The following is a 25,469-nucleotide window of genomic DNA, read 5'->3' as shown; positions in this document are numbered from 1 at the left end:
TCAGAACTCCCTTGGATGAGGCCCGTTTCCGGGCAATTGCTCACGACAGGGCAGCCGCGAAATCGTCGTAGGTGAATGCCTTGACCAGCCGTTCGGTCCCGTCCAGTTCCCGGATGGCGATGGAGGGCATCTGGACGCCGTTGAACCAGTTTTTCTTGACCATCGTGTAACCGGCTGCATCGTCAATGCTAATCCGGTCGCCCGCCTTCAGTCCTTTTGGGAAACGGAACTCACCGAAGATGTCCCCGGCCAAGCAGGATTTGCCGCAGATCATCCACTCCTGATCGCCGCTCTCCTGCATCTTGGCGTTCTCACGGTAGATCAGCAGGTCGAGCATGTGCGCCTCGATGGAGCTATCGACGATAGCAAGGTTCTTGCCGTTGAAAAGCGTGTCGAGCACCGTCAGCTCCAGCGTGGTGGAGTTGGTGATCGCCGCCTCGCCGGGCTCGAGATAAACCTGCACCTCGTTGGTGCCGGCAAAGCGTTTGAGCCGCTCGGCCAGCTTGTCCAGGGGATAGCCCTCGCCGGTGAAGTGGATGCCGCCGCCGAGGCTGATCCAATCCATGCGGCGGATGAGATGGCCGAAACGCTGTTCGATCATGCCCAGCATGGCGTCGAAGCGTTCGAAATCCGCGTTTTCGCAGTTGTTGTGGAACATGAAGCCGCTGATGAGGTCGGCCACGGGCTCGATATCCTCGGGAGCGTGTTCACCAAGGCGGCTGAACGGGCGCGCCGGGTCCGCAAGATCGAAGCCCGAGGTCGACACGCCGGGGTTCACCCGCAGGCCTCGGGTGTGGCCCCGGGACTTTTCCTCGAAGCGCTGAAGCTGCTGGGCGGTGTTGAAGATCACCTTGTCCGAGCTGGTCAGCACTTCGTCGATTTCCTCGGGGGCCCATGCCACGGAATAGGCGTGGGTCTCGCCGGGAAACTTCTCGCGCCCGAGCTTGACCTCGAAGAGCGAGGATGAGGTGGTGCCGTCCATGTACTCGGACATCATGTCGAAGACCGACCATGTGGCAAAGCACTTCAGCGCCAGCAGCGCCTTGGCGCCGGAGGCCTCGCGCAGATGCGCGATCTTCTCCATATTCGGAAGCAGGCGGGACTTGTCGATGAGATAATAGGGCGTCTGCATGCGCGCGGGGGCCTTTCGCGATGGGGACGGTTCTGCCGGTGTCGCTTGGGCATGTAGCGCTTATGGTGTGACCTCGCAACGGTGGAAGGTCCGTTTGCCACGCGTCGGGCGAGCCTGCCGACCACGGTCGGAGGCACCGGCACGGGGCCGGCGGGTGCCTTGGCCACCGGACGCGGCGGGACCTTTGCCGCTGCGATTCGAAGTTTTGGCGGCTGTTTCGGTGGTCGAGCTGGCTCCGAAAGTATCTCTTTCAGCCATCTTCTTCTGCAACTTCGAAACTGTCGCCGAACGCCACCATACCATAGCGCCTCAGCGCCCCGGCCACAGATCACGAATTCGTTGTTAAAACGTATTAATATGGCTTTATTTTTAAGGCGTTTCAGAGCATTTCGACGCATTGATCGGAGCGTCAAGTGTATGAATTATATGGTTCAAATCGCGATTGTGTCCGGTTGCTCAACGATAAATCGACCCAGCTTTGACACAAAGTGGCCTAGTTCTGCTGTTCAATAAGGTTCTGTAAACCACGACTATCTAGCCGCCTTAGTTCCGGCGGCTTCGGACAGACTAGGAGGGCAGAATGCCTGTTCTGAAGCAAAGCTCGACACCCAGCGCTTTCACTCGCATGGCGGTGACCGTGATGGTGGCGGTGTTCATCGCCGCAGCCTTCGTGGCCATCACCGTGGTCAAGCGCGCGTCGGACGCCCAGCTTCACCTCCAGCAGGAAATCGTGCTGCGTGGGGCCGATGCAATTGGGCTCAGCTTCAACACTGCCCTGCGCCGGGAATGGGACAGTCTTAACGCCGTCGCGCGCAACATTCAGGGCGCGGACGTGTCCGATATCAATAAGTTCATGGATGCGGTGGGGCAGACCGGCGGGCAGGTGGCATGGTCCGGGGTCGCCGACCTTGACGGGCGCATCATCTCGGGCACGAACCGGCTGCGCGAAGGTGAAGACGTAAGCCAGCGCCGCTGGTTCCGTGAAGGTCTGCGTGGTGGCAACGTGGGCAACGTCTATTCCAGCTCTACGCTGCCGCTTGACGGTGCCGACCAGAGGCAGTCGCTGCTCAACCTGTCGACCCCTGTGTTCGATGCGCAGACCGGAGAGGTCACCGGCGTGCTGGTATACAGCCTCCGCATGGCATGGGTGGCAGACTTCCTGTCTCAGGCCCGTCGCCAGCTTCAGATCGACGTGGTGGTCAAGAACCGCGACGGGAACACGCTCGTGGACACCCGCGACGATCCCGAGGAACTGCCCGATGCAGTTGCCATGCAGGCCGAGCTTGGGATCAACAATGCCGGCGCCTTCCGCCTGACGGCGCGCGAGGAGGGTCTGTTCGCCTACTCGCCCAACTTCATCAGCGATGCGCTTCCCGATTTCGGCTGGCGCGTGTTCGCCACGCTTGATCGTGACAACGTCACCAACACCATGCCGGACATCCTGCGGAGCGCCTTCTTCTCGGTGACCATCGCCGCGCTGTTCGTCCTTGGTGCGACGCTCTTGGTGGCGCGGATCCTGCTGAGGCCCATCGAGGCACTGACCGCCACCGCCATCGACGTGGCCGAGGGGGATTACGACTATCCGATCGACAGCCGCAGCTCGAAAGAAGCCGAGATGCTGAGCCGGGCGCTGGTGCGCATCCAGGCGATGCTCGCGAGTCACCAGTCCGTGCATCCCGATCACAATGACACGGCGCTGCCGACAGTGGCCGCGGGCGGCGCACGGAGCGGCTCGGTCAGCATCGGGGCGCAGGTTCTCGGACAGTGGAAGAACTCGCGCTACGAAGACGCGTCCTGAGAGCAACGCTCCGACAAGAAACGCCCCTTGCGCCTTGTGCGCAGGGCCAGGGCGCGGAATTCTAGCGCCTTCTCTCCCCCGTCAGGCCCTATGTAACAAGGTGACAGGATGTTCATGACCAAGCCCAGTTTCCTTTCCGCCAGCGCGCTTTGCGGCATCCTTGTGCTCGTGGCGCCCGATGCCCGTGCCGATGGTTTCTTCTTCCAGCTGGACAGGACCACCTCCACCACTGACGCGGTTGTCGCCGGCACGCGCGGGGCCTTCAGCTTCGGCCTGAACCGCGCCGATTACGACGGCGGTTGGAGCGCGGGTGCCTTCGTGTCGCGCGATTTCGTTCTGGACGGGGTGGGTACGCTCAAGGTCGGGCCCAGCATCGGCACCAGCGACGGCGATGCAGGCGTGGACTGGGGCGCGCGGGTGGTCGCGGAACGCTACCAGCCGACGGACTTCGGTTTTGTCTTCGTGTCGGCGCAGTATGACACCATCGACAGCAGCTGGTTCTCGGTCGCCGAGTTCGGCGGCACCGACGGCCTGTCGATCAGCGTCACCGCCGGGGGAAGCGACACCTACAGTGATCAGACCGTGTCGCTGAACCGCAAGGTCGGGGACGGGCCCTTCACCGTGCGTACGGGGTATCGCTTTGAAAGCGAAGCGCTGTTCGTCGGGCTTTCGGTCAACACTTACTGACCCACCGCGCCGTCCCTTGTCCCAGCGGCCCCCGCCAACGCGGGGGCCGTCGTCATGTGCTCAGTCCGCGAGGCTGGGCGCCTTGCAAGCCCTGTCAGTCGCGGTGCGCACCAAAACGGTGAACCAGGTCAGACAGCAGCGAGATCAGCCGGACCTGCGTCACACCCGGCTCGTCCCCTTCGGTATAGAACTTGACAAACAGCGCCTCCCGCTGGGCGTCGTTGGGCAAAAGCTGCAGGCGCAGGCCGTCTGAGACCAAGGCGATGACATAAGCTTCGATGGGGCCGGGAACATCGGCAATCTCGATCCTGCCGCGGGTTTCGATGGGCAGGCTGAGGCCGCGAAGCTGCGCCGTGTCGAGCGTGAGCGACGAGATCCACAACTGGTAGCGCCTCTCGCCGGTGCTGAAAGCCACCCGCTCGGGCTTGTCCGCGATGTGGATTTCGTGCCGGGGCTGTTCGATGCAGGCAAGACAGGTCGTTCCAAGCACGATGAGGTTGTAGGTGGTCCAGAACAGGATCACCCACTTGCCGTCCCCGGCTTCGAAGGTCGAGAACCGGTCGAAGAAGATGCCCAGTACCAGCGCCGCGAGCGTGAGGATGAAGGCGATGAGGAACGGCATCATCAGCCGCCACTGCACCACAACGTTCGACCGGTCGCCCCCCTTGGCGGTGACAGAGAACGGGTGGCCATGGGGCCGGAACAGCCCGGCGATGGCGGCCCGGGTGATGGGGATGGCCCCCAGCATCTGGCTGACGTCATGGAGCACCGGGACCAGCGTGCCGCGGCTTAGGATGTTCATCGAGATCAGCGACCACACGTAGAACGGCGCGAAATAGCGGATCACGTCGGGCAGCGAGGCATCGACCACGATGACGTCAAAATACCAGTAGAGGAGTGGGAACACGATGCACGACAGCCGGAAGATGAAGCTGAAGCTCCAGTAGATCACCGAATCGATGACGCTCCAACGGTCGCGCAGGCGCAGGTTGCTCTTGGCGAGCGGACCCATGGAGGACCGGGCGATCTGCATGAGGCCAAGGCACCAGCGGGCGCGCTGGGTGACGTATTCCTTGAGGCCCTCGGGCGCCAGCCCTTCGCTCAAGGCTTCGGACAGGTAGACCGTACGCCAGCCGATGTTCTGGAGCACGAGGGTGAGCATGAAGTCCTCGGTCACGGATTCGGTATTGAACCCGCCCACCTCGCGCAGCGCGGTCCAGCGCACGACCGACGAGGTGCCGCAGCAGATCGCCGTACCCCACGCATCCCGCGACGGCTGCATGTGGTCGAAGAAGAACCGCTGCTCGTCCGGGTAAGACCGGCTGAGGTGGAAATTGTGCTGGATCGGATCGGGGTTGAAGAAATGCTGCGGGGTCTGCACCAGCCCCACCTCGGGGTCATGGAACAGCGCCAGCGTGCGCGAGATGAAGCCCCGGTGCGGCACGAAATCCGCGTCCAGCACTGCGACGAAATCGGGCGGCACCGCGTCCTCGGCCAGCCGGTCTAGCGCGTGGTTGATGTTGCCCGCCTTCTGGCCTTCGTTGGTGGGGCGACGCATGTAGCGCACGCCCATCTCGGCGCAGTAATCGCGCAGCCAGTCGCGGCGCTTGTCGTCGCAGACGACGATCTCCTTGTTGAGATGGCGCAGGGACTTCGCCCCGACGATCGTCCGCTCGAGGATTTCTTTTTCCTCGTTGTAGGTGGCGATGAGGATGGCCACCTTGGGCTCGGCAGGCCACCACCAGCCATTGTTGGCGTCCGCCTCGTCGCTTCGGATCTTCACCCGGCTGAGCAGGACGTAGGCGCTGAGCGATCCGACCATGGCGATGGCCTCAATGGTGTAGAACAGCCAGCTGGCCAGCGCGTCGATGTCAAAGGCCAGCGGGGCCAGCGTGTCGGTGCCACGCCAGATGATGTAGCGCAGCGCCAACACCGCCGACACGCCAAGCATCAGCGACCGGTGCAGGGTGTTCTTCGTGTCCACGAGGGACGCAAGCAGGCCGCCCGCGCCGATGGCCAGCAACACCCACATGGCTGCCGAGCCAAGCTCGCCCACATGCGGAAACGGCAGCATCAATCGAAGAGGCCGCGCAGCCAGTCAAGCGGACGGCTGTCGAAGAACGCCCGCCCGGTGCGCCCGATGGCGCAGCCGCGTTCCGGGTCCGCCGTCAATTCGGGCACCAACAGGGCCACGTCGTAGCGCTCGAGGTGCCGCTGCGACGGCGCCACGGCCATGTTCTGGTAAAGCCGCGCGGCACCGGTTCCCGCAAGGCGCGCCACGGTGGCCTCCATCACCCGTTCGCGCCCGGTGAGGCGGAAGCTGGCGGAATCCCCGATCTGCAGGCTGTTGAATACGCGCTCGGTGGTGGACAGGGTGACAAAGCTGGAGCCGCAATCGACGATGCGCAGCAGCGGATCGCCGCGCTGCACGGTGACGCCATCGGCCTCGATCAGCTCCCAGTAGGTGCCGCTGACCGGAGAGACGATCTCGCCGCCGCTAAGCGTGTTGACCCGCAGGCCTTCACGGCTGGCGCGGGTGTGCACCGCCTCCAGACGGGAGCGGGCCTCTTCCACAGCCCCCTCGAGTCCGGCGATCACGGTCTCAAGCTCGTTGGCCCTTTGACCGGCGTTTGGGCTGTCATTGTAGCCGTCCCCGAGGAAAACGCCGCTTTCGGCCGCGGCCAACGCGATCTCGAGCAGCTCCACCCGTTCGCGCGCGTGGTCGAGCAGCAAGGGCGCAACGCCCGGTTCCTGCGGCAGGATGTCCGGCGTTTCGCCCACGAGATCGATCAGGCGCTGGTCGGTCTCGTCCGGAAAATCACCTTCTTCGAGGATGGCCAGCCGGGTCCGCGCATGTTCGAGCCGGGTGCGCAACTCATCAAGGCGGCGGGCCTGGAAGGTGTTGGTGCGCTCGACGAGCCGCTCGCGGACCGCGCGGGTGCTGGCCAGCTCGGCCTCAAGCCGGGAAAGCTCGGCCTCGGCAAAGGACTGTTCCATGCGCAGGTCATTGAGCCGCACGCTGTCGACAACCTCGTCGTTGATCGACCCCAGCGTTTCACCGCGCTGAACGTAGGCACCAAAGGGCCGGTCGGCCAAGGTGAGGGTGCCGGCGGTGCTGGCGCGCACGTTGACCAGCGGCGCGTTCACCACCGCGTTGGCGCTGGCGCCGGTCATCTGTTCGGCGACGATCACCCAAAGGGCGACAAGAATGAGGGCAACGCTGAGAAACAGTCTCAGGAGCTTCATGGCGTTCTCCTTTGCGGGGCAGGGGCGCCCGTTCCGAGGGATTGGGGTAGTGTGTCCCAGCTGGCGGGGACTTCCAATATCCGCCCGTCCCCTCTCAGATAATTGTGTGAATTTTGCGGCAGTTAATTCTCTTTTTGCGAGAGTTCCGCCAACAGTCCAAGCGTCGAGGGGTAATAACCCTGCGACGTCTCTCCCGGCGGCACAGGGCTGCGTCCCGCGGCGATGTCAGCGATGGCGCGAAAGCCGGGGGCGTTGCTCTGGTGGCGCAGGCCGCCGCGGGGGCCGGTGACCACAGCCACGTGCCCCGGTGCGGTGGCACGGGCGAGCCGGTCGCGGCTGAGGGCCATGGCGGGGTGATCGTTCCGCCCCGACCAAGCAAGGTAAAGCGGGATGCGCAGCGCATCCCAGCCAAAGCGGTCGTCGAACCCCTCGGCCGGGCGGATGCCCTCTGTGGACACGGTGATCCAGTCACGCAGGGCGGCGGGATCGGTAAGCAGCCGTTCTCCATGGGCGGCGGCGCGCACAAGCGCGGGTTGGCCGGTGGCCTCCCCGAGTTCGATCATCGCGCGCGGCAGGTAATAGGAGGGATTCACCAGCACCGCCTCGGGGGTGGCAAGCGACTGGTCCGCGGGTTTCAGAAGCGGCTCTTCGGGGCGGCGCGGGTCGGGGGCGAGGCAGATCGTCACGATGTCGTGGGTGATGGCAGCGACCGTTGCCCCGTAATCGCCCCAACCGGAATCGCGGGCAGCGCGCAGCAGGGCCCATGCCCGCAGCAGGTCACCGTCGGTGGCATTGCGCCAATCCCCGACCTGTCCGTCCTGCCACTTCCACGCCATCAGCGCATCCTGCCGGCTGGCCAACGTCGCGCGGGTCCAGCCTTCGATGCGCTCGAAGGCCTCGCGGTCGCCATGGGCCTGTGCGAGGAGCAGCCCGTAGGCCTGCCCTTCAGAGTGGCTGATGCGGTCCTGTCCGCCGTCGATGACGCGGCCCTCGGGGGCGAGGAAGGCCGCCTTCCACGCCTCCCAGCCGGATTGCGCGCGGGCCGCCGGAAATGCAGTTTCAGCCCGGGCGCGCAAGGGCGTCACGGCAAGACCTGCAAGGCCGAAAACAAGCTGGCGGCGCGCGAGGAGGCGGAGCGTCATGCGCCGTTCATACCGTGACATGGCAGCGCTGGCGATAGGCTCGCGCGGAGGTGATCGCGGGTCGGGCCGGGATGTGCCGACGCTGCCACGCTGAAGGGCGGGACAGATTTGAAAACTGCGGTTCGCGCTGCGGCAACACGGTTTCATACTGATGGAACGACCGGCCGGGCAGGGGACGTGCACTGGCGCCCGAACCCGGGGCAGTCCTGCCACCCACCCGGTGCACTGGCCAAGGGCGCGTGACGTGAATGCGCAGATCGTCCGGCGATGCCCTTGAGGCTCCTTGCATCCGGGTCCGCCTGCACATAGGTTCCGCGCGACTTCAGACCGGGGCGGATGCCCCCCTTTACCCCAAAGAGGAGCCCGCCCATGGATGGCAGCGCCATTGCCCAGTTCGTCCCGCTGATCCTGATCTTCGCGATCATGTACTTCCTGCTGATCCGCCCGCAGCAGAAGAAGATGAAGGAGCATCAGAAGATGGTCGCGGCCCTTCGCCGGGGCGACCAGGTGGTGACGCAAGGCGGCATCATCGGCAAGGTGTCCAAGGTCAAGGAAGGCAACGAGGTCGAGATCGAGATCGCCGAAGGCGTGAAGGTCCGTGTGGTGCAGAACACCATCACCACCGTTCTCTCCAAGACCGAACCGGCCGAGAGCTGATCTTTCTCCAAGACCCCTGAAGGCGCCGCACATGCTGCAGATCGAAACCTGGAAACGCGCCCTGATCTGGGCGCTGGTGGTGGCGGGCCTCGTGCTTGCGGCGCCGAACCTCTTCTACAACCGCGTCGAAGGGCACAACGATGCCCTGAGCCGCATCGAAACTTCGGGGGCCACCCCCGAGCTCGAGGCGCAGGCGGGGCAGTGGCCCTCGTGGCTGCCCTCGAACCTCGTGAACCTCGGGCTCGACCTTCGGGGCGGCGCGCATCTTCTGACCGAGGTGCGGCTGGCCGAGGTCTACGAATCCCGGATGGAAAGCTTCTGGCCGACTGTGCGCGACGCCCTGCGCGACGCCCGCTCGGACGTGGGCACCATCCGCCTGCAGGACAGTGCCCCCGGCACGCTGCGCGTCCGTATTTCCAACCCCGACGGCATGGCCCGCGCGCTTGAAGTGGTGCGCGGCCTTGCGCAGCCCGTGGCCTCCCTCACCGGGGCAGGCACCACCGACCTTGCGGTGTCGGGCGAAGGCAGCGATGTCGTCATCGAGCTGTCGGAGGCCGAACGTCAGGCCACTGACGAGCGCACCATGCAGCAGTCGCTCGAGATCATCCGCCGCCGCATCGACGAGGTGGGCACCCGCGAGCCCACCATCCAGCGCCAGGGCGCCGACCGCATCCTCATCGAGGTGCCGGGCCTTGGCTCGGCGGACGAGCTGAAGGCGATCATCGGCACCACCGCGCAGCTGACCTTCCAGCCGGTTGTGTCGCGCACCGCCGATGCAAACGAAGTGCCCGGCAGCGGCAACGAGGTCCTGCCGTCGCTGGACGAGGAGGGCGTGTATTACGTTCTCGAACAGGCGCCCGTGGTCACCGGTGAGCAGCTGACCGACAGCCAGCCGTCCTTCGACCAGAACGGGCGGCCCGCGGTCACCTTCCGCTTCAACCCCGGCGGGGCGCGCGCCTTCGGCGACTACACGGCGGCCAACATCGGCTCGCCCTTCGCCATCGTGCTCGATGACGAGGTGATCTCGGCCCCGGTGATCCAGAGCCACATTCCCGGCGGCTCGGGCATCATCACCGGCAACTTCACCGTCGAGGAATCCACCAACCTCGCCGTGCTGCTGCGCGCCGGTGCGCTGCCCGCCGAACTTGATTTCCTCGAGGAACGCACCGTCGGCCCGCAGCTGGGGCAGGACAGCATCGACGCAGGCAAGCTGGCCACCGCCGTGGCCTTCGGCCTCGTGCTGGTGTTCATGTTCGCCACCTACGGCCTCTTCGGCTTCTTCGCCAACATCGCGCTGGTGCTCAACATCGCGCTGATCCTCGGGGTGCTGTCCAGCATCGGGGCGACGCTGACCCTGCCGGGCATCGCGGGCATCGTGCTGACCGTGGGCATGGCCGTGGACGCCAACGTGCTGATCTTCGAGCGCATCCGCGAGGAAATGAAATCCGCGCGCGGCCCCGCCCGGGCCATCGAGCTTGGCTATTCGCGCGCCCTGTCGGCCATCGTCGACGCCAACATCACCACCATCATCACCGCGATCATCCTTTACGTGATGGGCTCGGGGCCGGTGCGCGGCTTTGCCATCACCCTGGGCCTTGGCATCATCACCTCGGTGTTCACCGCCATCTGGGTGACGCGCCTGCTGATCGTCATGTGGTTCGAACGTCGCCGTCCCCGGACGCTGGAGATCTGATATGCGCCACCTTCGACTTGTCCGCGACGAAACCTCGTTCGACTTCTTCAAGCACTGGAAGGTCTGGCTTGGCATTTCCGGTGTCCTGATCCTGCTGGCTCTGGCCAGCTTCGCGGTCAGGGGCCTGAACTACGGCATCGACTTCCGCGGCGGTACCACCATCCGGACCCAGAGTGCCGAGCCTGTGGATGTGGGCGCCTACCGCGCGGCCATGGACGCGCTCGAGCTGGGCGATATCTCGATCACCGAGATTTACGATCCGTCCTTCGGCCCCGACCAGAACGTGGCCAGCGTCCGCATCCAGGCCCAGAACGAGGTGGAATCGGTCACCCCCGAAACCATCGCCACCGTGGAGGCCGCGCTTCAGGAGGTCGCTCCGGACATCGAGTTCCTGCAGGTCGACAGCGTCGGCCCCAAGGTCTCGGGTGAGCTGATTCAGACAGCCTTCATCGCCGTGGCACTCGCCATGGGTGCGGTGCTGATCTACATCTGGCTGCGCTTCGAATGGCAGTTCGCGGCCGGCGCCGTGCTGGCGCTGGTGCATGACGTGGTGCTGACCATCGGGGTGTTCTCGGAGGTTGCGATCCAGTTCGACCTCACCACCATTGCGGCGCTGCTGACCATCGTTGGCTACTCACTGAACGACACGGTGGTGGTCTACGACCGCGTCCGCGAGAACCTCATCAAGTACAAGAAGCGCCCCCTCAAGGAGGTGCTGAACCTTTCGATCAACGAGACCCTGTCGCGTACGATCATGACCTCGCTGACCACGTTGCTGGCGCTGTTTGCGCTGTTCGCGCTTGGCGGCGACGTGATCCGGGGCTTTGTCTTCGCGATGATCTGGGGCGTGTTCGTCGGCACCTATTCCTCGATCTTCGTCGCCTCGGCCATGCTGCTGTGGTTCGGTGTCAAGCGCGACTGGTCCAAGCCCGAGGCCGAGGAACGCCAGCCCGACGGCTCGAGTGTCTGAGGCCTTTGTCCAAGCCCTGGCGGTGCCGGGGCTTGGATGGCTTCTGGCGACGTGCTTTGTTGCCGGGGTCGTCTACGGCTTTGCCGGTTTCGGCGCGGCGCTGATCTTCATGCCCGTCGGGGCCATCTTCCTTCCCATGGAAAGCGCCATCGCGTCCTTTAACCTGGCTGCGATGGCGTCTGTCTTCACGGTGCTGCCCGCCGCGCTACGGCAGGTGGATCGGGCCCAGAGCGGCGTGATGATCGCCGTGGCGCTGCCATTCATCGCGCTTGGCCTGCTGGTGCTGGCCCATGCGGACACCGTCGCCCTGCGCTGGGGCGTCATTGCGGTGTCCTCGGTGACATTGCTGGCGCTGATGGCGGGCTGGCGATACCGTACCACGCCGGGTCCTGCGACCCGGGCGGGGGTAGCCGCCGCAACCGGCCTCGTCGGAGGCGCCACGGGGCTTCTGGGTCCGGTGCTCATCCTGTTCCAGCTTTCCGGACAGGAGGGTGTCGCCCGGTCCCGCGCCACCACGCTGGTCTTTCTCACCGTGACCTCGACGATGCTTGTGCCAATGATGGCTTTTCGAGGCATCTTATCGGCGTCGGCCATTGCGCTTGGTTTTCTGATGCTTGTCCCCTATGGTCTGGGCACGAAGGTGGGCCAGACGTTATTCGTACCAGCGCGGGAGGAGGGATACCGTGTTGTGGCCTACGGAATCATCGGGACGGCTATCTTGCTGGGGCTGCCGGTATGGGATTAGGGGAATCGCCATGCAGATGAAGGAAATTGGCTTCGGAGCGGCGCAACCAGTCGATGGCTACGGCCCCGGTTTCTTCCGGGTCGGAGGCAGGCCAGTGGATGGCGCGCTGTGTCTGTCCATCGAAGGCTTGGTCGCCTGGGGCGGGCTGGAGGATCTTGACCCGCTCCTTGAATTGGCCGGAGAGGTGGACGTGCTGCTTGTCGGTACCGGAAGCCAGATGGAACCGCTGACCGCCTCCACTCTGGCAAGGCTTCAGGAAAGCGGCCTTGGTGTCGAAGTGATGAGCACGCCATCGGCCTGTCGCACCTACAACGTGCTTCTTGGCGAAGGCCGCCGTGTCGCCCTCGCGGTGATGCCAGTCTGAGCTGCAGATCTTCGGTCTGATCGAAAGTTGGTCCGTCTGCGAACCGGGCAGTCCCGGGCGTGACGGCTCTGCATTATCGCGCTCAAGCGTCGCTTTCGCCCGGCCATGGTCTCCTGTTTCTGCGTTGACTGGGCCTTGCTTCGGTCTGTCCTTGCTATCTCCTGAAAAGGGGATGCCTCGGCCATCGAATGCGTCCGAGGCATGGCGACCCGAGGAAGGACACATGCCCCCGCATGGTGGGGCTTTCCCAAGGTTGCGGGCTGCGCTAAGGGCTTAGGCATGATGCTGAACGTGACGGATCTGGCGGTGGCCCGCGGGGGCATTCCGGTGCTCGAAGGGCTGACCTTCTCGGTCGCGCCGGGAACGGCGCTGGTGCTGCGCGGGCCGAACGGGTCGGGCAAGACAACACTGCTGCGCACGGTCGCCGGGCTTCAGCCTGCCTTCGCCGGAACGGTGGACGGCGCGGGCGAGCGCATCGCCTACGCCGCCCATTCCGACGGCCTGAAATCCATGCTCACCGTGACCGAGAACCTGACCTTCTGGGCGCAGGTCTTTGGCGGGACGGACATCGCGCAGGCGCTGTCGGACTTCCAATTGGAGCCTTTGGCAGACCGCCTTGCCGGAAACCTGTCGGCGGGTCAGAAGCGCCGCCTCGGCCTCGCACGGCTGGTGGTCACCGGGCGCCCGCTATGGGTGCTGGACGAGCCGACGGTGTCGCTCGATACGGCGTCCGTAGCCCTGTTTGCCAGCGTCGTGCGGCGGCATCTTGGGGCCGGGGGCTCGGCGCTCATGGCAACCCATATCGACCTCGGCATCCCCGAAGCCGAGGTGCTCGACGTCGCCCCCTACAAGGCGTCACCTCGGGCGTCGGTGCTTGACGAGGCTTTCCTGTGATCGCGCTGCTGATCCGAGACCTGAGGCTGGCGGTCCGCGCCGGAGGGGGCTTTGGCCTCGGTCTGTCGTTCTTTCTCATCCTGACGTTGCTGGTGCCCTTCGGAGTTGGCCCGGAGACCGGCCTTCTGTCGCGCATCGCGCCGGGCGTGCTCTGGATCGGGGCGCTGCTGGCCTGCCTTCTGTCGCTCGACCGGATCTTTGCGCTCGATCACGAGGACGGCTCGCTCGAGCTGCTGGTGACCGCGCCTTTGCCCAGCGAGGGCATCGTCACGGTCAAGGCTCTGGCCCACTGGCTGACCTCCGGTCTACCGCTGGTTTTGGTGGCGCCTCTTCTCGGCGTGCTGCTGAGCCTGCCCGCGCCGGGTTACCTGTGGGTCACGGTGTCACTGGCGGTGGGGACACCCGCGCTGTCGGTGATTGGTACCTTCGGCGCGGCGCTCACCGTGGGGATCAAGCGTGGCGGGCTGCTCCTGTCGCTTCTGGTGCTGCCGCTTTACGTGCCGACGCTGATCTTTGGCGCGGAAGTGGCGCGGCGCGGGGCCGAGGGGCTGTCCGTGCAGACTCCTCTGCTGCTGCTGGGTGGCATCAGCGCCGGGGTCATAGCCCTGCTTCCCTTCGCCAGCGCGGCGGTGCTGCGCATCAACATGCGGCAAGGATAGCCGTGATCCAGCTGTGCCAAGGGGCGTGGGGCCGGAGCAGAGGGGCAGGGCGCTTGCGCTGCATCAAGGCGGGGCACACCGGCATCGGCAAACATGGGGCGCGACCATCGAAGCGGTTGCGGCTGACGGAAAATTCAGGTGAAAGCACCTTGGTTTTGAGATAGGGGCAAGGGCCATGTCGATCTGGGAATATGCCAACCCCGTGAAGTTCATCCGCACGACGGATCGCGTCCTGCCGTGGATCTCCGCCGGGGCGGCGATCTGCCTCGTGGTGGGTCTGGTCTGGGGCTTCTTCTTCACGCCGGACGACTACCGGCAGGGATCGACGGTCAAGATCTTCTACATCCATGTCCCCGCCGCCATGATGGCGATCAACGCATGGGCGATGATGCTGGTGGCTTCGCTGATCTGGATCATCCGGCGCCATCATGTCTCGGCGCTGGCCGCTCGCGCCGCAGCCCCGGTGGGCGCCACCTTCACGGTGATCGCGCTGGCCACGGGGGCGTTCTGGGGCCAGCCCATGTGGGGCACCTGGTGGGCCTGGGATCCGCGCCTGACCTCGTTCCTCGTGCTGTTCCTGTTCTACCTCGGCTACATGGCGCTCTGGTCGGCGATCGAAAATGACGACACCGCGGCAGACCTGACGTCCATCCTTTGCCTTGTCGGGTCGGTCTTTGCGATCCTGTCGCGCTACGCGGTGCTGTTCTGGAACCAGGGGCTGCACCAAGGGGCGTCGCTGTCGCTCGACAAGGAAGAGAACGTGGCGGACGTGTTCTGGTATCCGGCGCTGGTCTGCATCGCGGGCTTTGTGCTGCTGTTCATCGCGCTGGTCTTCCTGCGCACCCAGACGGAAATCCGCGCCCGCCGCATGCGCGCGCTCATCGCACGGGAGAGACAGGCATGATGCCCGAGCTCGGGAAATACGCTTTCGCTGTGCTGGCCTCCTATGGGGTGAGCCTCGGCCTGCTGGCGGTGCTGGTGCTCGCCAGCGTAGCGAGGGCACGCCGGATGCGGGCCGATCTGGAACGGGTCGAGGACAGGAGCAAACGTCATGGCTGAAACCGGACAGTCCGAAAAAACGCGCCGCCGCGTGCCGGTGCTGATGATCTTGCCCCCGCTGATTTTCGCGGGCTTTGCCATCATGGCCTTCTTCGGCATGCAGCGCGGCGACACCACGGTGCTGCCCTCGACCTTTATCGGGCGCCAGGCGCCGGCTCTGCCCACCGAGACGCTGCCGGGCTTCCCGCCCGTCTCCGACAACGCGCTGCGCAGCGGAGAGGTGACGGTGGTGAACTTCTGGGCCTCCTGGTGCCCACCCTGCCGCGCAGAACACCCGCGCCTTCTGGAGCTTCAGGACGAGGGCGTGCGCATCGTCGGCGTCAACTACAAGGATCAGGACGGCAATGCCGCCAAGTACCTGACCGAGGACGATTCGCCCTTCATGGGCGTTCCCAAGGACCCGCAGGGCCGCACCGCAATCGAATGGGGCGTCACCGGCCCGCCCGAAACCTTCATCGTCGCGGGCGATGGCACCATCGTGCACAAGCACGTGGGGCCACTGGCAGGCACACTCTACACCGATGTGTTCCTGCCCAAGCTCAATGAAGCGCTCGGCCGCTGACCGGACCCCTAGGGGCGCGGCGCCGGTTGCCGCACGTTCAGGGTCGGCAGCCTTTGCAGTGGTGCTAGGCCCGGGAAACCACTGTGCGCGTGATCCACAACTGCTGCGACGGCCAGCCCCGTCGCGCCCGAATAAGGTCGAAACAAGCAGGGCGCCGCTCTGAAGCCGCGCCCCTGTCTTCTTCTCTTAAAAGATACGCCCGGGAAGTCCGCGCCAGCGGCGGGGGGCAGAGCCCCCTTGTCCCAGAACCAAAAGACGCGCCGGATGGCCTGCGATGCGCGGCGTCAGCTCACGCATCGCGCCCCTCAGAGATCGCAGGGCGCACCGGTTTCCTGCTGAATGCAGGCCGCCTTGGGCGGTACGGACTGAGCCTGTCCCTGTGCCGCGAAGGCACCGAAGATGGCCAGGAAGGCAAGGGCTGTTGCCTGCAGGATGGTAAGCACTTTCATTTGCTGCCTCAAAGCATATGCGCCGGTTTCTATCCCTTGAAGATGGGCAGCCCGGCGGCCAATCTTCAAGCGCGCAATGGAAGCAATCCGATGGACATGGCCGAAAGCGGCGGGGCTCTGCCTGAGGCATGGGCGTTCGGGCGAAGTTCCGCCGCAGAACCGGTCAAAACCGAAAGTCGTGGCGACGGAAATGGTAACTTAACCCGTAGGCCCAAGGCCTTGCAGATGTGAAACGCGGCGGCATTGCGCTGGCTCCGGGCGGGGATCGACCGGTGGGCCTGCAAGCCGGGAACGGGACGAAAGACGGGCCCGCCTTAGCGGACGACGATCTCGTCCGAGCGCATCAGGCCGATCACATCGCGCGCCTGCTGATCCAGCAGGTCAAGGTCGAGGTAATCGTCCGAAAGCCGCAGGGTGAGGTTCTCCATCCGCTCGACCTCGGACTCGAGCTGGGCGAGCTCGGCAGTAAGCCGGTTGCCCTCCACCTCGATCTCCGCGCGTCTGAACAGCCCGAAATCGCCCTGCACGGCGGCAAAGACGAAATAGGCCGAAAGACCGAAGGTCACGGTTGCGTATACGAGAATCCCGACTGCGGGTTTGCGCCTTGCGTTCATATTGACGCGTCTGCCTAGCTGCTCTGACTCATGGATCGCACCTCTTCCGGATGCGTGAGGATGACTTTGACACAGGTGATTCGCCTTGCAAATCCCCCTTTTTCAGCGGGATGCGGAAACTCGGGTTTGCGTGGCAGGATTGCCCTGATGGGGTTGTCACAGGAGCGTGATGCCCCATGGCGGCACGCACTGCGGTGCCATCAGACGACGTGCTCGACTGCTGTGACCCCGGCCGGGCTTGCGAACAAGGGGCTCTGCCCCGTCCGCTGGCGCGGGCTCCCCCGAGCGCATTTTTCAACGAGAAGAAAGCCGGGGCCGTGAGGGGGCGGGCCGCGTTCGGGCCCGCCTTGGTATTCTGGTCAGCCGAGGGCCGACACGCCGGGCAGCTCTTTACCTTCCATCCATTCGAGGAAGGCGCCGCCAGCGGTGGAGATATAGGTGAAGTCGCCCGACGCGCCCGCCTTGTTGAGCGCGGCAACGGTGTCACCGCCACCTGCGACCGACACCAGCTTGCCATTGGCCGTGGCCTTCGCGGCATAGGCGGCGGCGGCGTTGGTGGCCTTGTCGAAGGGGGCGATCTCGAAGGCACCGAGGGGGCCGTTCCAGATCAGGGTCTCGGCGCGTTCAATGGCCTGCTCCACATGCGCGACGCTGTCTGGGCCGGCATCGAGGATCATCGCGTCGGCAGGGCAGTTTTCCGCGGGCACGACCTCGGACGGGGCGTTCTCGCGGAATTCTCGGGCAACGACCACGTCGCGCGGCAGCAGGATCTCACAGCCGGTGGACATGGCCTTTTCCGCGATTTCCTTGGCGGTGCCGGTCATGTCATGCTCGCAGAGCGACTTGCCCACGTCGATGCCTTGCGCCGCAAGGAAGGTGTTGGCCATGCCGCCGCCGATGACGAGGATGTCGACCTTCTCCACGAGGTTGCCCAGCAGTTCGAGCTTGGTCGATACCTTGGCACCACCGACCACAGCGAGTACCGGGCGCTTGGGGTCGCCAAGTGCGGCCTCGAGCGCCTCGAGCTCGGCCTGCATCAGGCGGCCTGCGCAGGCGGGCAGCAGGCGGGCGAGCGCCTCGGTGGAGGCATGGGCGCGGTGGGCGGCGGAAAAGGCGTCGTTGCAGTAAACGTCACCGAGGGCGGCGTAGGTTTTCGCCAGCTCGGGGTCGTTCTTTTCCTCGCCCGGCTCGAAGCGGGTGTTTTCCAGCAGAACCACCTGGCCCTTTTCGGCGGCGGCGATCACCGACTCTGCCTCGTCCAGAGTGGCGAAGGCGACGGTCGTGCCGAAGGCGGCCTCGAGGGCGGGAACCAGCATCTTGAGCGACATCTCGGGCACCGGCTTGCCCTTGGGGCGGCCGAAGTGGGCGAGAAGCACCGGGATGCCGCCACGGGACAGGATGTCCTGCACGGTGGGCGCGATGCGCTCGATGCGGGTGGCATCGGTGACGCGGCCGTCTTCCACCGGCACGTTGATGTCGACGCGGGTGAGCACCCGCTTGCCGTCAAGCTCCATCTGGTCGAGCGTCTTCCAGGCCATAGGTCGTCCTCCTGAGAAATTCGTTAATGTTGGTCTGCCCCGAAGGACGAACGAGGTCAATGCGATGGGGCGCCTGGCCGTTCCGCTCCCTTGGCATTTGTATGTGGTCGGATTACATGGCAGGACATTGGTTTGGCGCATAACGGAGTATTGCACATGGCCGAGATCAAGGATCCCGAGAACACCATCATCCTCGAGCTGAAGGATGGCACCGTGGTGATCGAGCTGCTGCCGGACGTGGCGCCGAAGCACGCGGAGCGCATGAAGGAACTGGCACGGGCCGGTGCCTATGACGGCGTCGTCTTCCACCGCGTCATCGACGGTTTCATGGCGCAGACCGGTGACGTGGAGCATGGCAAGTCCGGCGAGGGCTTCAACCTGCGCCGTGCGGGCACCGGTGGATCGGACCTGCCGGATCTGCCGGCGGAATTCTCGAAGTTGCCACATGATCGCGGCACACTGGGGGCGGCTCGTTCGATGAACCCGAACTCGGCGAACTCGCAGTTCTTCATCAACTTCAAGGACAACCATTTCCTCAACGGTCAGTACACGGTCTATGGCCGCGTGATCGAGGGCATGGCCCACGTGGACGCGATCACCCGGGGCGAGCCGCCCGCGGATCCCGACCAGATGGTCAGCGTGAAGGTGGCAGCCGATGTGGTTTCGTAATCTCGTTGCCGCCGGGCTCTGCCTTGTGGCGGCACCCGCTCTGGCCGAAGGGCTGGATGTGACCGTGACCGGGGAAGGGGCCAACGGCACTTTCCACATCGAGCTTTTCGATGATGTCGCGCCGCAACATGCGGAGCGGTTGATCTCCCTGGCGGAGGCGGGTGAATACGACGGCGTGGTGTTCCACCGCGTGATCGACGGGTTCATGGCGCAGACCGGCGACGTTCAGTATGGCCGGGTCGGGCAGGACATGCGTCTTGCCGGGACCGGCGGTTCAGACATGCCCAACCTTTCGGCCGAGTTCTCGGACCGCAGTTTTGATCGTGGCATCGTGGGCATGGCTCGCTCGCAGAACCCGAATTCGGCGAATTCGCAGTTCTTCATCATGTTCGCGCCGGCGCCGCATCTCAACGGCCAGTACACCGCCGTTGGCGAGGTGACGAGCGGCATGGACGTGGTGGACGCGATCAAGCGTGGCACTGGCGGGAATGGTGCCGTCATCGGCGTGCCCGACCAGATCGAGAGCGTCACCGTCACTGACTGATTCATCAGTGCGCTCCCGCGCGCTGGTTTTGCCGCCCGGTGCCTTCGGCGTCGGGCGGCGGTTCAGGAGGGCGCTGCCCTCCTTTTGCCCCGGTCGAGGCAATTCACCTCCCGGGATATTTTCGGCAACTGAGAGACCTTCGGGTCCACAGGCGCCCGGTCAGGCGGCGAGGCGTTGTGGCAGATGTCGTGCGAGCGGTGCCAGCATGGGCTGCCGCAGCCATGTGCCGCCGAGGCGATGTGCTTTGGCACCGGTGCCGAGCTTGAAATGCGTGAGGCCTGGAGCATCATCGGTGTTCAGGATACCAAGGTCGAGCCGGTCGTGGCCGTGTGCCGCGAGCCAAAGCATCGCCTCCCACAGAAGCAGGTTCATGGCGTTGAGCTTTCGACCCTCGGGGTGAGTTACCCCGATCTGCCAGGTCGCCATGCGGCCGTGGCGCAGGATTGCGATGGCAGCAACGGGTGTCTTGCGGTGGAGCGCCTCCCAGATCAATGCCTTACCGGGATTGGTGGCGGCGTAGGCGGCCACGAGATCCGGTGGCAGGCTGCGATAGCCGCGGCTGCGGGCCTGCTCCTGCTCGGCCCTCAAGAGCCAGTGGTCTCGGCCGATCGGACGCCGGGTCACGGTGATCTTCGAGGCCTGTGCCCTGGAGAGGCGATTGCGCCATTTCTGATGCAGCGCGGCCTTCATTCCGCGCTCTGGCCCGAGGGTCAGCATGGCGATGGTGGCCGGGGTGATGAGGGGCCAGAACCCGGCAGCGCGCAGGCCGTTCGTGTCCACATCATCCGCGTTGATCAGCAGCGGGGTACACCTGCGGTTCTGGCACAGTGGCAGCCAGTCCTCGATGGCGGTCTCACTGCGCAGCACGGGCCCGCGCGAGATCAGGTCCACCTGTCCGAGCAGGGGCAGGCGGCGGGACTGGATCAGCCATTGCATCTCCGGTGCGCGTTCCGGCCCCACAAGGCCGCAGCGGACCGGCAAGCCGAAAGCCTTGAGCGTCTGGCCGAACTCAGGCGATTGCGTGAGAGGGACGATAAGCGATTCCATGATCTCCATTAAGGACCTGGAAAGTGAATCGGTGATTAACTCCGATGCATGGTTCAGCTTTCCCCGCAGCGCCCGAAGGCGCCCCGCTCCGTCGCCGTCACGGCGCCTCGTCCGAAACCGACAGCTGCGGCGGCACTTTTGCTGTCGCTGGCGCTTTCGGCGCCCTTCGCGTTGGTTGCGCTGGCGCAGGTGATCTTCTGAGGCGCTGGCAGGTGGTGACGCCCGGGGCGTTCTGACGGGGACTGTCGGGGATGCTCAGGACCGCCCGGGAGAGCGCCGGGCAGATGCGTCGCAAAGCGGAAAGCTGGCGCTTGGGCTCTGGCACGCGGGCGGTGGCCCGGGGAGACGCCTAGCAGCTTCCGCTCCATATGGCGGTGCTCCGGCATACTGTGGGGCTAGCCGCCGGTTGAGGTCCAACCTGGCTGACGGTGTCTGAAGGGGTGGATTGGCCGGGATAGGAGCATGCGAGCGGACGAAGATACGACCAAGCTTCAACCCGCGGGACCAGCCCCCGATGCGGCCAAACGTGCAGCAAGTCTTCGGCGGCCATGGTGACGGCCTCTCACGCCGGGCCTGTCAGGGCCCGGCGTGAGGTCACTGATCACTCAGCGAGGCGGACCAGCGCGTGGCGTTTCTTGCCTGCCGACAGCTTGATCGGTGCAGAGAGCGTACCCGCGTCCAGCATCAGCCCCGCGTCAGTCAGCGGGGCGTCGTCCATGCGTGCACCGTTCTCGGAGATCAGGCGCTTGGCTTCCTTGCCTGACTTGGCAAGGCCCGCCCGTACGATGACCTGCACGATGGAAACGCCTTCGGCGAGCTCCTCAGCGGTCAGCTCCAGTGTAGGGAGATCGTCACCGACGCCGCCCTTCTCAAAGACTTCGCGGGCGGTGGCTTCGGCGGCGGCGGCCGCGTCTGCACCGTGGCATAGGGTCGTGACTTCGTTCGCGAGGATGATCTTGCCCTCGTTGATCTCGGCCCCGCCAAGCGCGCCAAGGCGCTCGCATTCCTCGACCGGAAGCTCGGTGTAGAGCTTGAGGAAGCGGCCCACGTCCGCGTCTGTGGTGTTGCGCCAGAATTGCCAGAACTCGTACGGGCTCAGCATGTCGGCGTTGAGCCACATGGCACCGCCTTGGGATTTGCCCATCTTGCGCCCGTCCGAGGTCGTCAGAAGCGGCGAGGTGAGGCCGAAGATCTGTTGGTCGATCACCCGGCGCGTGAGGTCGATGCCGTTGACGATGTTGCCCCACTGGTCCGAGCCGCCCATCTGCAGAACGCAGCCGTAGCGGCGGTTCAGCTCGAGGAAGTCATAGGCCTGCAGGATCATGTAGTTGAATTCGAGGAACGACAGCGATTGTTCGCGGTCGAGGCGCGATTTCACGCTCTCGAAGGACAGCATCCGGTTCACCGAGAAATGCCGCCCGATGTCTCGCAGGAACTCGAGGTAGTTCAGCCCGTCGAGCCATTCGGCGTTGTTGAGCATCATGGCATCGCTCGCACCGTCCCCGTAGTCGAGGTACTTGGCGAAGACCTGTTTCATGCCCTCGATGTTGGCGTCGATCTGCTCCGGCCCCAGCAGGGGGCGTTCGTCGGATCGGAAGGAGGGATCGCCCACCTTGGTGGTGCCGCCGCCCATCAGGGTGATCGGCTTGTGGCCGGTCTTTTGCAGCCAGCGCAGCATCATGATGTTGAGCAGGTGCCCCACGTGCAGCGATTTCGCCGTCGCGTCATATCCGATATACGCGGTCACCACCCCGTTCGTCAGGGCATCATCAAGGCCCTGGTAATCGGTGCAATCGGCAAGATAGCCGCGCTCGATCATGATGCGCAGAAAGTCCGATTTGGGATGGTAAGTCATGTGGCTTCCCTCGTATGGTCTGCCGGTTCCTATAAGGCTGGGGCGGGCAGAGGTGAAGGGCAAGTTGAACGAAGGGCCGATCTGGGCCTTGGGTGCGATGTCGGGGACATCCCTCGACGGGGTGGACGCGGCGCTGATCCGCACCGATGGGCGCGACATTCTCGAATTCGGTGACAGTGGTTACCGCGCCTACACGGACGCGGAGCGCAAGGTGCTGCGCGGGGTTCTGGGGCGCTGGCCCGGGGATGGCCTCGAAGAGGCGGCATGCGTGGTGCAGGATGCTCACGCAGAGCTTCTGGCGCAGTTCCCGCAAGCCGAGCTTGTGGGGTTTCATGGCCAGACGCTGGCGCATGAGCCTCAGGGGCGCGGCACGCACCAGATCGGTGACGGCGGCGTGCTGGCCGAGGCGCTGGCGCGCAACGTGGTGTGGGATTTTCGCTCTGCCGACGTGGCGCTTGGCGGGCAGGGCGCGCCGCTGGCGCCGTTCTTCCACTTCGCCTGCGCGAAATGGATGGGCGCCACGAAACCGCTGGCTTTCCTGAACCTCGGCGGGGTGGGTAACCTCACCTGGATTGACCCGCGCTTTGCCTCGCCTGAAGAGGACGGAGCGCTTCTGGCCTTTGATACCGGGCCTGCCAATGCGCCGATCAATGATCTTGTGGCCGAACGGCTGGGCTGGGACTGCGACCGCGACGGCGGACTGGCGGCAAAGGGCGAGGTGGCGGATGGGGCGCTCGAGCTCTTCCTCGACGAAAGCTATTTCCGCAAGATGCCGCCGAAGTCCCTGGACAGGGATGATTTTTCCCTGATGCTCGACCTCGTGCGCGAGCTGGAGGACGCGGATGCAGCCGCCACCATGACCGCCATGTCCGCCACCGCCGTGATGCTGGGGATCGAGCATTGCCCATGTCCGCCCGAACGCATCCTCGTGGGCGGCGGCGGGCGCCACAACCCGGTGATGATGAAGATGATGGCCGCCGGGCTCGACATCCCCGTGGAGCCGGTCGAGGCGGTCGGTCTTGATGGTGACATGCTCGAGGCACAGGCCTTTGCCTATCTCGCGGTGCGGGTGGCGCGCAGGATGCCGACCTCGGCCCCCGGCACGACGGGCGTTGCAGCGCCGGTCAGCGGCGGCCAGATCGCACGGGTGTCTCGCTGACGCGAACGTGGGGACGCGGGGCAGCGCCATTTGGCGCGCTCATGGGGCACGGCAAAGCGCAGCCTCTGATACGGTAAACAGCGCGCCCTCATGACGCTCCGCAGCGCGCCACCTCTTGACGCCGCGCCTGTCCCGCCATAGCGCAGATCCCATGGCACAGGCACCTCTTCTCCAGCTTTCAGACATCTCGCTGACCTTCGGGGGCGAGCCCGTCTTCTCCGACCTTTCGCTCAACGTCCAGCCCGGCGACCGTGTCGCATTGGTGGGGCGCAACGGGTCGGGCAAATCCACCCTGATGAAGGTCATGGCAGGGCTCGTGGAGCCCGACACCGGCACCCGCGTCGTGGTGACCGGTGGCTCAGTCGGCTACATGGAGCAGGAGCCGGACCTTTCGGGCTTCGACACGCTTGGCGACTATGCCGCCGAGGGGCTTGGCCCGGCCGAGATGTACCTCGTGGAGCGTGCCGGCGAAGGCCTTGGCTTCGACCCGGACCGCAAGGTCGCCACCGCCTCGGGTGGGGAACGGCGGCGCGCTGCGCTGGCGCGGCTCATGGCCCAGGATCCTGACGTGATGCTGCTGGACGAGCCGACCAACCACCTTGATATCTCGGCCATCCGCTGGCTCGAAACCGAACTGAAATCCACCCGCAAGGCATTCGTGCTGATCAGCCACGACCGCAAGTTCCTCGAAGAGCTGACCCGCGCGACGCTCTGGATCGACCGCGGCGCAGTGCGCCGGCAAGAGCAGGGCTTTGCCGCCTTCGAGGACTGGCGCGACAAGGTCTGGGACGAAGAAGACGAGGCCCGCCACAAGCTTGACCGCAAGATCAAGGCCGAGGCCAAGTGGGCGGTTGAGGGCATCAGCGCCCGCCGCACCCGCAACCAGGGCCGGGTCCGGGCGCTGAAGGCGCTGCGTCAGGAACGGGCGGGGATGATCCGCCGCCAAGGCACTGCCGCGATGGAACTGACCTCGGCCCCGGTTTCGGGCAAGAAGGTGATCGAGGCCGACGGCCTCACCAAGGTGTTCGGCGAGAAAACCATCGTGAAGGGCTTTTCCCTGACCGTTCAGCGCGGCGACCGGGTGGCCTTTGTCGGGCCGAACGGCACCGGCAAGACGACGCTGATCCGCATGCTCATGGGCGAGATCGCCCCCGACGAGGGCAGCGTGAAGCTTGGCACCAATCTCGTGCCGGCGGTGTTCGATCAGGGGCGCGCGGCGCTCGACCCCGAAATGAGCCTTTGGGAAAGCCTCACCGGGGACGCGGACATGCGCGTGTCGGGCAAGGCCGATCAGGTGATGGTGCGCGGCGAGCCGAAGCATGTGGTCGGCTATCTCAAGGAGTTCCTGTTCGACGAACGGCGGGTGCGGGCCAAGGTCGGCTCGCTCTCCGGCGGGGAAAAGGCGCGGCTGCTGTTGGCCAAGCTGATGGCCAAGGAAAGCAACCTGCTGGTGCTCGACGAGCCGACAAACGATCTTGATGTGGAAACGCTGGACCTGCTGCAGGATCTGCTGGGCGAATACGACGGCACAGTGCTGATCGTCAGCCACGACCGCGATTTCCTCGACCGGACGGTGAACACGACGATTGCCATGGAAGGCGATGGGCGCGCCGTGGTCTACGCGGGCGGCTGGTCTGACTACCAGTCGCAACGCCGCGAGGCCGAGCGCGAGGAAAAGGCCGCCAAGCCCGGCAAGGACAGCCGGGAGCCGAAGCCTGCGGAAAAGGCGAAACCCGCACCCAAGGCTCCGGGTCTCAGCTTTACCGAAAAACACCGGCTTGAGGAACTTCCCGCCGAGCTTGAACGGCTCGAGGGCGAAATCGCCAAGCTCGAGCAGCTTTTGGCAGATCCGGAGCTGTTCACCCGCGAGCCGGTAAAGTTCAAGAAGGCCACCGAGATGCTGACCGAACGGCAGGAAAAGCTTGGCAGGTCGGAAGAGGAGTGGCTTGCCCTTGAGGAAAAGGCCGAAGCGGCGGGCTGATCCGC

The 25,469-nt window shown here is 65.1% G+C and carries 26 protein-coding genes; 17 read left to right on the top strand and 9 right to left on the bottom strand.

The annotated features are described in order from the left end of the window. Positions 1–40: 40 nt before the first annotated feature. Positions 41–1,132, bottom strand: a complete 1,092-nt coding sequence (locus IEX41_RS12905; protein ID WP_188790668.1) for a carboxynorspermidine decarboxylase — start codon at positions 1,130–1,132, stop codon at positions 41–43. 580 nt (positions 1,133–1,712) lie between these two features. Between IEX41_RS12905 and IEX41_RS12900 the strand changes: the two genes are divergently transcribed. After that, positions 1,713–2,930, top strand: a complete 1,218-nt coding sequence (locus tag IEX41_RS12900; RefSeq protein ID WP_188790667.1) for a HAMP domain-containing protein — start codon at positions 1,713–1,715, stop codon at positions 2,928–2,930. A 114-nt stretch (positions 2,931–3,044) separates the two neighbouring features. Then, on the top strand, positions 3,045–3,617 hold the full coding sequence (locus tag IEX41_RS12895) for a hypothetical protein (protein WP_188790666.1): 573 nt from the start codon (positions 3,045–3,047) through the stop codon (positions 3,615–3,617). A gap of 94 nt (positions 3,618–3,711) precedes the next feature. Here IEX41_RS12895 and IEX41_RS12890 read toward each other — a convergent pair whose 3' ends face one another. From IEX41_RS12890 to IEX41_RS12880, 3 genes are all read right to left on the bottom strand, one after another. Then, the gene (locus IEX41_RS12890) at positions 3,712–5,691 is read right to left on the bottom strand and encodes a glycosyltransferase (RefSeq protein ID WP_188790665.1); all 1,980 of its coding nucleotides are present in this window, start codon (positions 5,689–5,691) and stop codon (positions 3,712–3,714) included. Next, a complete protein-coding gene (locus tag IEX41_RS12885) occupies positions 5,691–6,863 on the bottom strand; it encodes an HlyD family secretion protein (RefSeq protein ID WP_188790664.1) in 1,173 nt (390 codons plus the stop codon). The genes IEX41_RS12890 and IEX41_RS12885 overlap by 1 nt, the downstream gene beginning before the upstream one ends. 122 nt (positions 6,864–6,985) lie before the next feature. Continuing rightward, complete coding sequence (locus IEX41_RS12880; protein ID WP_188790663.1) at positions 6,986–8,005, bottom strand: family 8 glycosyl hydrolase; 1,020 nt, start codon at positions 8,003–8,005, stop codon at positions 6,986–6,988. A gap of 369 nt (positions 8,006–8,374) precedes the next feature. Between IEX41_RS12880 and yajC the strand changes: the two genes are divergently transcribed. From yajC to IEX41_RS12830, 10 genes are all read left to right on the top strand, one after another. Beyond that, positions 8,375–8,662, top strand: a complete 288-nt coding sequence (yajC, locus tag IEX41_RS12875; RefSeq protein ID WP_188790662.1) for a preprotein translocase subunit YajC — start codon at positions 8,375–8,377, stop codon at positions 8,660–8,662. Positions 8,663–8,693: 31 nt separating this feature from the next. After that, on the top strand, positions 8,694–10,355 hold the full coding sequence (gene secD, locus IEX41_RS12870) for a protein translocase subunit SecD (protein WP_188790661.1): 1,662 nt from the start codon (positions 8,694–8,696) through the stop codon (positions 10,353–10,355). A gap of 1 nt (position 10,356) precedes the next feature. Next, the gene (secF, locus tag IEX41_RS12865) at positions 10,357–11,325 is read left to right on the top strand and encodes a protein translocase subunit SecF (protein ID WP_188790660.1); all 969 of its coding nucleotides are present in this window, start codon (positions 10,357–10,359) and stop codon (positions 11,323–11,325) included. Continuing rightward, positions 11,318–12,070, top strand: coding sequence for a sulfite exporter TauE/SafE family protein (locus IEX41_RS12860; RefSeq protein WP_188790659.1), 753 nt, complete (start codon positions 11,318–11,320; stop codon positions 12,068–12,070). The genes secF and IEX41_RS12860 overlap by 8 nt, the downstream gene beginning before the upstream one ends. A 10-nt stretch (positions 12,071–12,080) precedes the next feature. Further along, on the top strand, positions 12,081–12,434 hold the full coding sequence (locus tag IEX41_RS12855) for an Mth938-like domain-containing protein (RefSeq protein WP_188790658.1): 354 nt from the start codon (positions 12,081–12,083) through the stop codon (positions 12,432–12,434). Positions 12,435–12,713: 279 nt separating this feature from the next. After that, the gene (gene ccmA, locus IEX41_RS12850; protein WP_188790657.1) at positions 12,714–13,328 is read left to right on the top strand and encodes a heme ABC exporter ATP-binding protein CcmA; all 615 of its coding nucleotides are present in this window, start codon (positions 12,714–12,716) and stop codon (positions 13,326–13,328) included. After that, positions 13,325–13,987 carry a heme exporter protein CcmB gene (gene ccmB, locus IEX41_RS12845; protein WP_188790656.1) on the top strand — a complete coding sequence of 221 codons (663 nt, stop codon included), beginning with the start codon at positions 13,325–13,327 and terminating at the stop codon, positions 13,985–13,987. The genes ccmA and ccmB overlap by 4 nt, the downstream gene beginning before the upstream one ends. A 175-nt stretch (positions 13,988–14,162) precedes the next feature. Further along, the gene (locus IEX41_RS12840) at positions 14,163–14,891 is read left to right on the top strand and encodes a heme ABC transporter permease (RefSeq protein WP_188790655.1); all 729 of its coding nucleotides are present in this window, start codon (positions 14,163–14,165) and stop codon (positions 14,889–14,891) included. Further along, positions 14,888–15,046, top strand: a complete 159-nt coding sequence (gene ccmD, locus IEX41_RS12835) for a heme exporter protein CcmD (protein WP_188790654.1) — start codon at positions 14,888–14,890, stop codon at positions 15,044–15,046. Before IEX41_RS12840 ends, ccmD begins: the two co-directional genes overlap by 4 nt. Then, positions 15,039–15,608 (top strand): DsbE family thiol:disulfide interchange protein, encoded by a 570-nt coding sequence (locus IEX41_RS12830; protein WP_229673202.1) that lies wholly within the window; start codon positions 15,039–15,041, stop codon positions 15,606–15,608. The genes ccmD and IEX41_RS12830 overlap by 8 nt, the downstream gene beginning before the upstream one ends. 305 nt (positions 15,609–15,913) lie before the next feature. On the opposite strand, the gene IEX41_RS12825 is transcribed toward IEX41_RS12830, so the two are convergent. The 3 genes from IEX41_RS12825 to IEX41_RS12815 form a co-directional block, all read right to left on the bottom strand. Beyond that, a complete protein-coding gene (locus tag IEX41_RS12825) occupies positions 15,914–16,057 on the bottom strand; it encodes a hypothetical protein (RefSeq protein ID WP_188790653.1) in 144 nt (47 codons plus the stop codon). 314 nt (positions 16,058–16,371) lie between these two features. Next, positions 16,372–16,671, bottom strand: coding sequence for an FtsB family cell division protein (locus IEX41_RS12820; protein ID WP_188790652.1), 300 nt, complete (start codon positions 16,669–16,671; stop codon positions 16,372–16,374). Between the two features lie 359 nt (positions 16,672–17,030). Then, positions 17,031–18,209: a phosphoglycerate kinase gene (locus tag IEX41_RS12815; RefSeq protein ID WP_188790651.1), complete on the bottom strand. Its 1,179-nt coding sequence runs from the start codon at positions 18,207–18,209 to the stop codon at positions 17,031–17,033. A gap of 156 nt (positions 18,210–18,365) precedes the next feature. On the opposite strand from IEX41_RS12815, the gene IEX41_RS12810 reads away from it, so the two are divergent. Further along, positions 18,366–18,878 (top strand): peptidylprolyl isomerase, encoded by a 513-nt coding sequence (locus tag IEX41_RS12810; protein WP_188790650.1) that lies wholly within the window; start codon positions 18,366–18,368, stop codon positions 18,876–18,878. Further along, positions 18,865–19,422 (top strand): peptidylprolyl isomerase, encoded by a 558-nt coding sequence (locus IEX41_RS12805; protein ID WP_188790649.1) that lies wholly within the window; start codon positions 18,865–18,867, stop codon positions 19,420–19,422. Before IEX41_RS12810 ends, IEX41_RS12805 begins: the two co-directional genes overlap by 14 nt. 159 nt (positions 19,423–19,581) lie before the next feature. Here IEX41_RS12805 and IEX41_RS12800 read toward each other — a convergent pair whose 3' ends face one another. Beyond that, the gene (locus tag IEX41_RS12800; RefSeq protein ID WP_188790648.1) at positions 19,582–20,469 is read right to left on the bottom strand and encodes a GNAT family N-acetyltransferase; all 888 of its coding nucleotides are present in this window, start codon (positions 20,467–20,469) and stop codon (positions 19,582–19,584) included. A gap of 48 nt (positions 20,470–20,517) precedes the next feature. Here IEX41_RS12800 and IEX41_RS12795 point away from each other — a divergent pair, with 48 nt between their 5' ends. After that, positions 20,518–20,670, top strand: coding sequence for a hypothetical protein (locus tag IEX41_RS12795; RefSeq protein WP_188790647.1), 153 nt, complete (start codon positions 20,518–20,520; stop codon positions 20,668–20,670). Between the two features lie 400 nt (positions 20,671–21,070). Here IEX41_RS12795 and tyrS read toward each other — a convergent pair whose 3' ends face one another. Next, positions 21,071–22,324, bottom strand: a complete 1,254-nt coding sequence (gene tyrS / locus IEX41_RS12790) for a tyrosine--tRNA ligase (RefSeq protein ID WP_188790646.1) — start codon at positions 22,322–22,324, stop codon at positions 21,071–21,073. Positions 22,325–22,421: 97 nt separating this feature from the next. On the opposite strand from tyrS, the gene IEX41_RS12785 reads away from it, so the two are divergent. Both IEX41_RS12785 and IEX41_RS12780 read left to right on the top strand, forming a co-directional pair. Then, the gene (locus IEX41_RS12785; protein ID WP_229673232.1) at positions 22,422–23,483 is read left to right on the top strand and encodes an anhydro-N-acetylmuramic acid kinase; all 1,062 of its coding nucleotides are present in this window, start codon (positions 22,422–22,424) and stop codon (positions 23,481–23,483) included. A 151-nt stretch (positions 23,484–23,634) separates the two neighbouring features. Then, on the top strand, positions 23,635–25,464 hold the full coding sequence (locus tag IEX41_RS12780; protein ID WP_188790644.1) for an ABC-F family ATP-binding cassette domain-containing protein: 1,830 nt from the start codon (positions 23,635–23,637) through the stop codon (positions 25,462–25,464). Positions 25,465–25,469 lie beyond the last annotated feature (5 nt).

This window comes from Salipiger pallidus, assembly GCF_014643635.1.
GTDB lineage: Bacteria > Pseudomonadota > Alphaproteobacteria > Rhodobacterales > Rhodobacteraceae > Salipiger > Salipiger pallidus.
The sequence above is the reverse complement of the archived record's forward strand: the minus strand, read 5'-3'. Positions and strand labels throughout refer to the sequence as shown.

What these genes read in the sequence shown, in the direction of transcription:
- IEX41_RS12905 (WP_188790668.1), bottom strand. Translation starts at nt 1,132, where the DNA reads ATGCAGACGCCCTATTATCTCATCGACAAGTCCCGCCTGCTTCCGAAT.
- IEX41_RS12900 (WP_188790667.1), top strand. Translation starts at nt 1,713, where the DNA reads ATGCCTGTTCTGAAGCAAAGCTCGACACCCAGCGCTTTCACTCGCATG.
- IEX41_RS12895 (WP_188790666.1), top strand. Translation starts at nt 3,045, where the DNA reads ATGACCAAGCCCAGTTTCCTTTCCGCCAGCGCGCTTTGCGGCATCCTT.
- IEX41_RS12890 (WP_188790665.1), bottom strand. Translation starts at nt 5,691, where the DNA reads ATGCTGCCGTTTCCGCATGTGGGCGAGCTTGGCTCGGCAGCCATGTGG.
- IEX41_RS12885 (WP_188790664.1), bottom strand. Translation starts at nt 6,863, where the DNA reads ATGAAGCTCCTGAGACTGTTTCTCAGCGTTGCCCTCATTCTTGTCGCC.
- IEX41_RS12880 (WP_188790663.1), bottom strand. Translation starts at nt 8,005, where the DNA reads ATGACGCTCCGCCTCCTCGCGCGCCGCCAGCTTGTTTTCGGCCTTGCA.
- yajC (WP_188790662.1), top strand. Translation starts at nt 8,375, where the DNA reads ATGGATGGCAGCGCCATTGCCCAGTTCGTCCCGCTGATCCTGATCTTC.
- secD (WP_188790661.1), top strand. Translation starts at nt 8,694, where the DNA reads ATGCTGCAGATCGAAACCTGGAAACGCGCCCTGATCTGGGCGCTGGTG.
- secF (WP_188790660.1), top strand. Translation starts at nt 10,357, where the DNA reads ATGCGCCACCTTCGACTTGTCCGCGACGAAACCTCGTTCGACTTCTTC.
- IEX41_RS12855 (WP_188790658.1), top strand. Translation starts at nt 12,081, where the DNA reads ATGCAGATGAAGGAAATTGGCTTCGGAGCGGCGCAACCAGTCGATGGC.
- ccmA (WP_188790657.1), top strand. Translation starts at nt 12,714, where the DNA reads ATGATGCTGAACGTGACGGATCTGGCGGTGGCCCGCGGGGGCATTCCG.
- IEX41_RS12840 (WP_188790655.1), top strand. Translation starts at nt 14,163, where the DNA reads ATGTCGATCTGGGAATATGCCAACCCCGTGAAGTTCATCCGCACGACG.
- ccmD (WP_188790654.1), top strand. Translation starts at nt 14,888, where the DNA reads ATGATGCCCGAGCTCGGGAAATACGCTTTCGCTGTGCTGGCCTCCTAT.
- IEX41_RS12830 (WP_229673202.1), top strand. Translation starts at nt 15,039, where the DNA reads ATGGCTGAAACCGGACAGTCCGAAAAAACGCGCCGCCGCGTGCCGGTG.
- IEX41_RS12825 (WP_188790653.1), bottom strand. Translation starts at nt 16,057, where the DNA reads ATGAAAGTGCTTACCATCCTGCAGGCAACAGCCCTTGCCTTCCTGGCC.
- IEX41_RS12820 (WP_188790652.1), bottom strand. Translation starts at nt 16,671, where the DNA reads ATGAACGCAAGGCGCAAACCCGCAGTCGGGATTCTCGTATACGCAACC.
- IEX41_RS12815 (WP_188790651.1), bottom strand. Translation starts at nt 18,209, where the DNA reads ATGGCCTGGAAGACGCTCGACCAGATGGAGCTTGACGGCAAGCGGGTG.
- IEX41_RS12810 (WP_188790650.1), top strand. Translation starts at nt 18,366, where the DNA reads ATGGCCGAGATCAAGGATCCCGAGAACACCATCATCCTCGAGCTGAAG.
- IEX41_RS12805 (WP_188790649.1), top strand. Translation starts at nt 18,865, where the DNA reads ATGTGGTTTCGTAATCTCGTTGCCGCCGGGCTCTGCCTTGTGGCGGCA.
- IEX41_RS12800 (WP_188790648.1), bottom strand. Translation starts at nt 20,469, where the DNA reads ATGGAATCGCTTATCGTCCCTCTCACGCAATCGCCTGAGTTCGGCCAG.
- IEX41_RS12795 (WP_188790647.1), top strand. Translation starts at nt 20,518, where the DNA reads ATGGTTCAGCTTTCCCCGCAGCGCCCGAAGGCGCCCCGCTCCGTCGCC.
- tyrS (WP_188790646.1), bottom strand. Translation starts at nt 22,324, where the DNA reads ATGACTTACCATCCCAAATCGGACTTTCTGCGCATCATGATCGAGCGC.
- IEX41_RS12785 (WP_229673232.1), top strand. Translation starts at nt 22,422, where the DNA reads ATGTCGGGGACATCCCTCGACGGGGTGGACGCGGCGCTGATCCGCACC.
- IEX41_RS12780 (WP_188790644.1), top strand. Translation starts at nt 23,635, where the DNA reads ATGGCACAGGCACCTCTTCTCCAGCTTTCAGACATCTCGCTGACCTTC.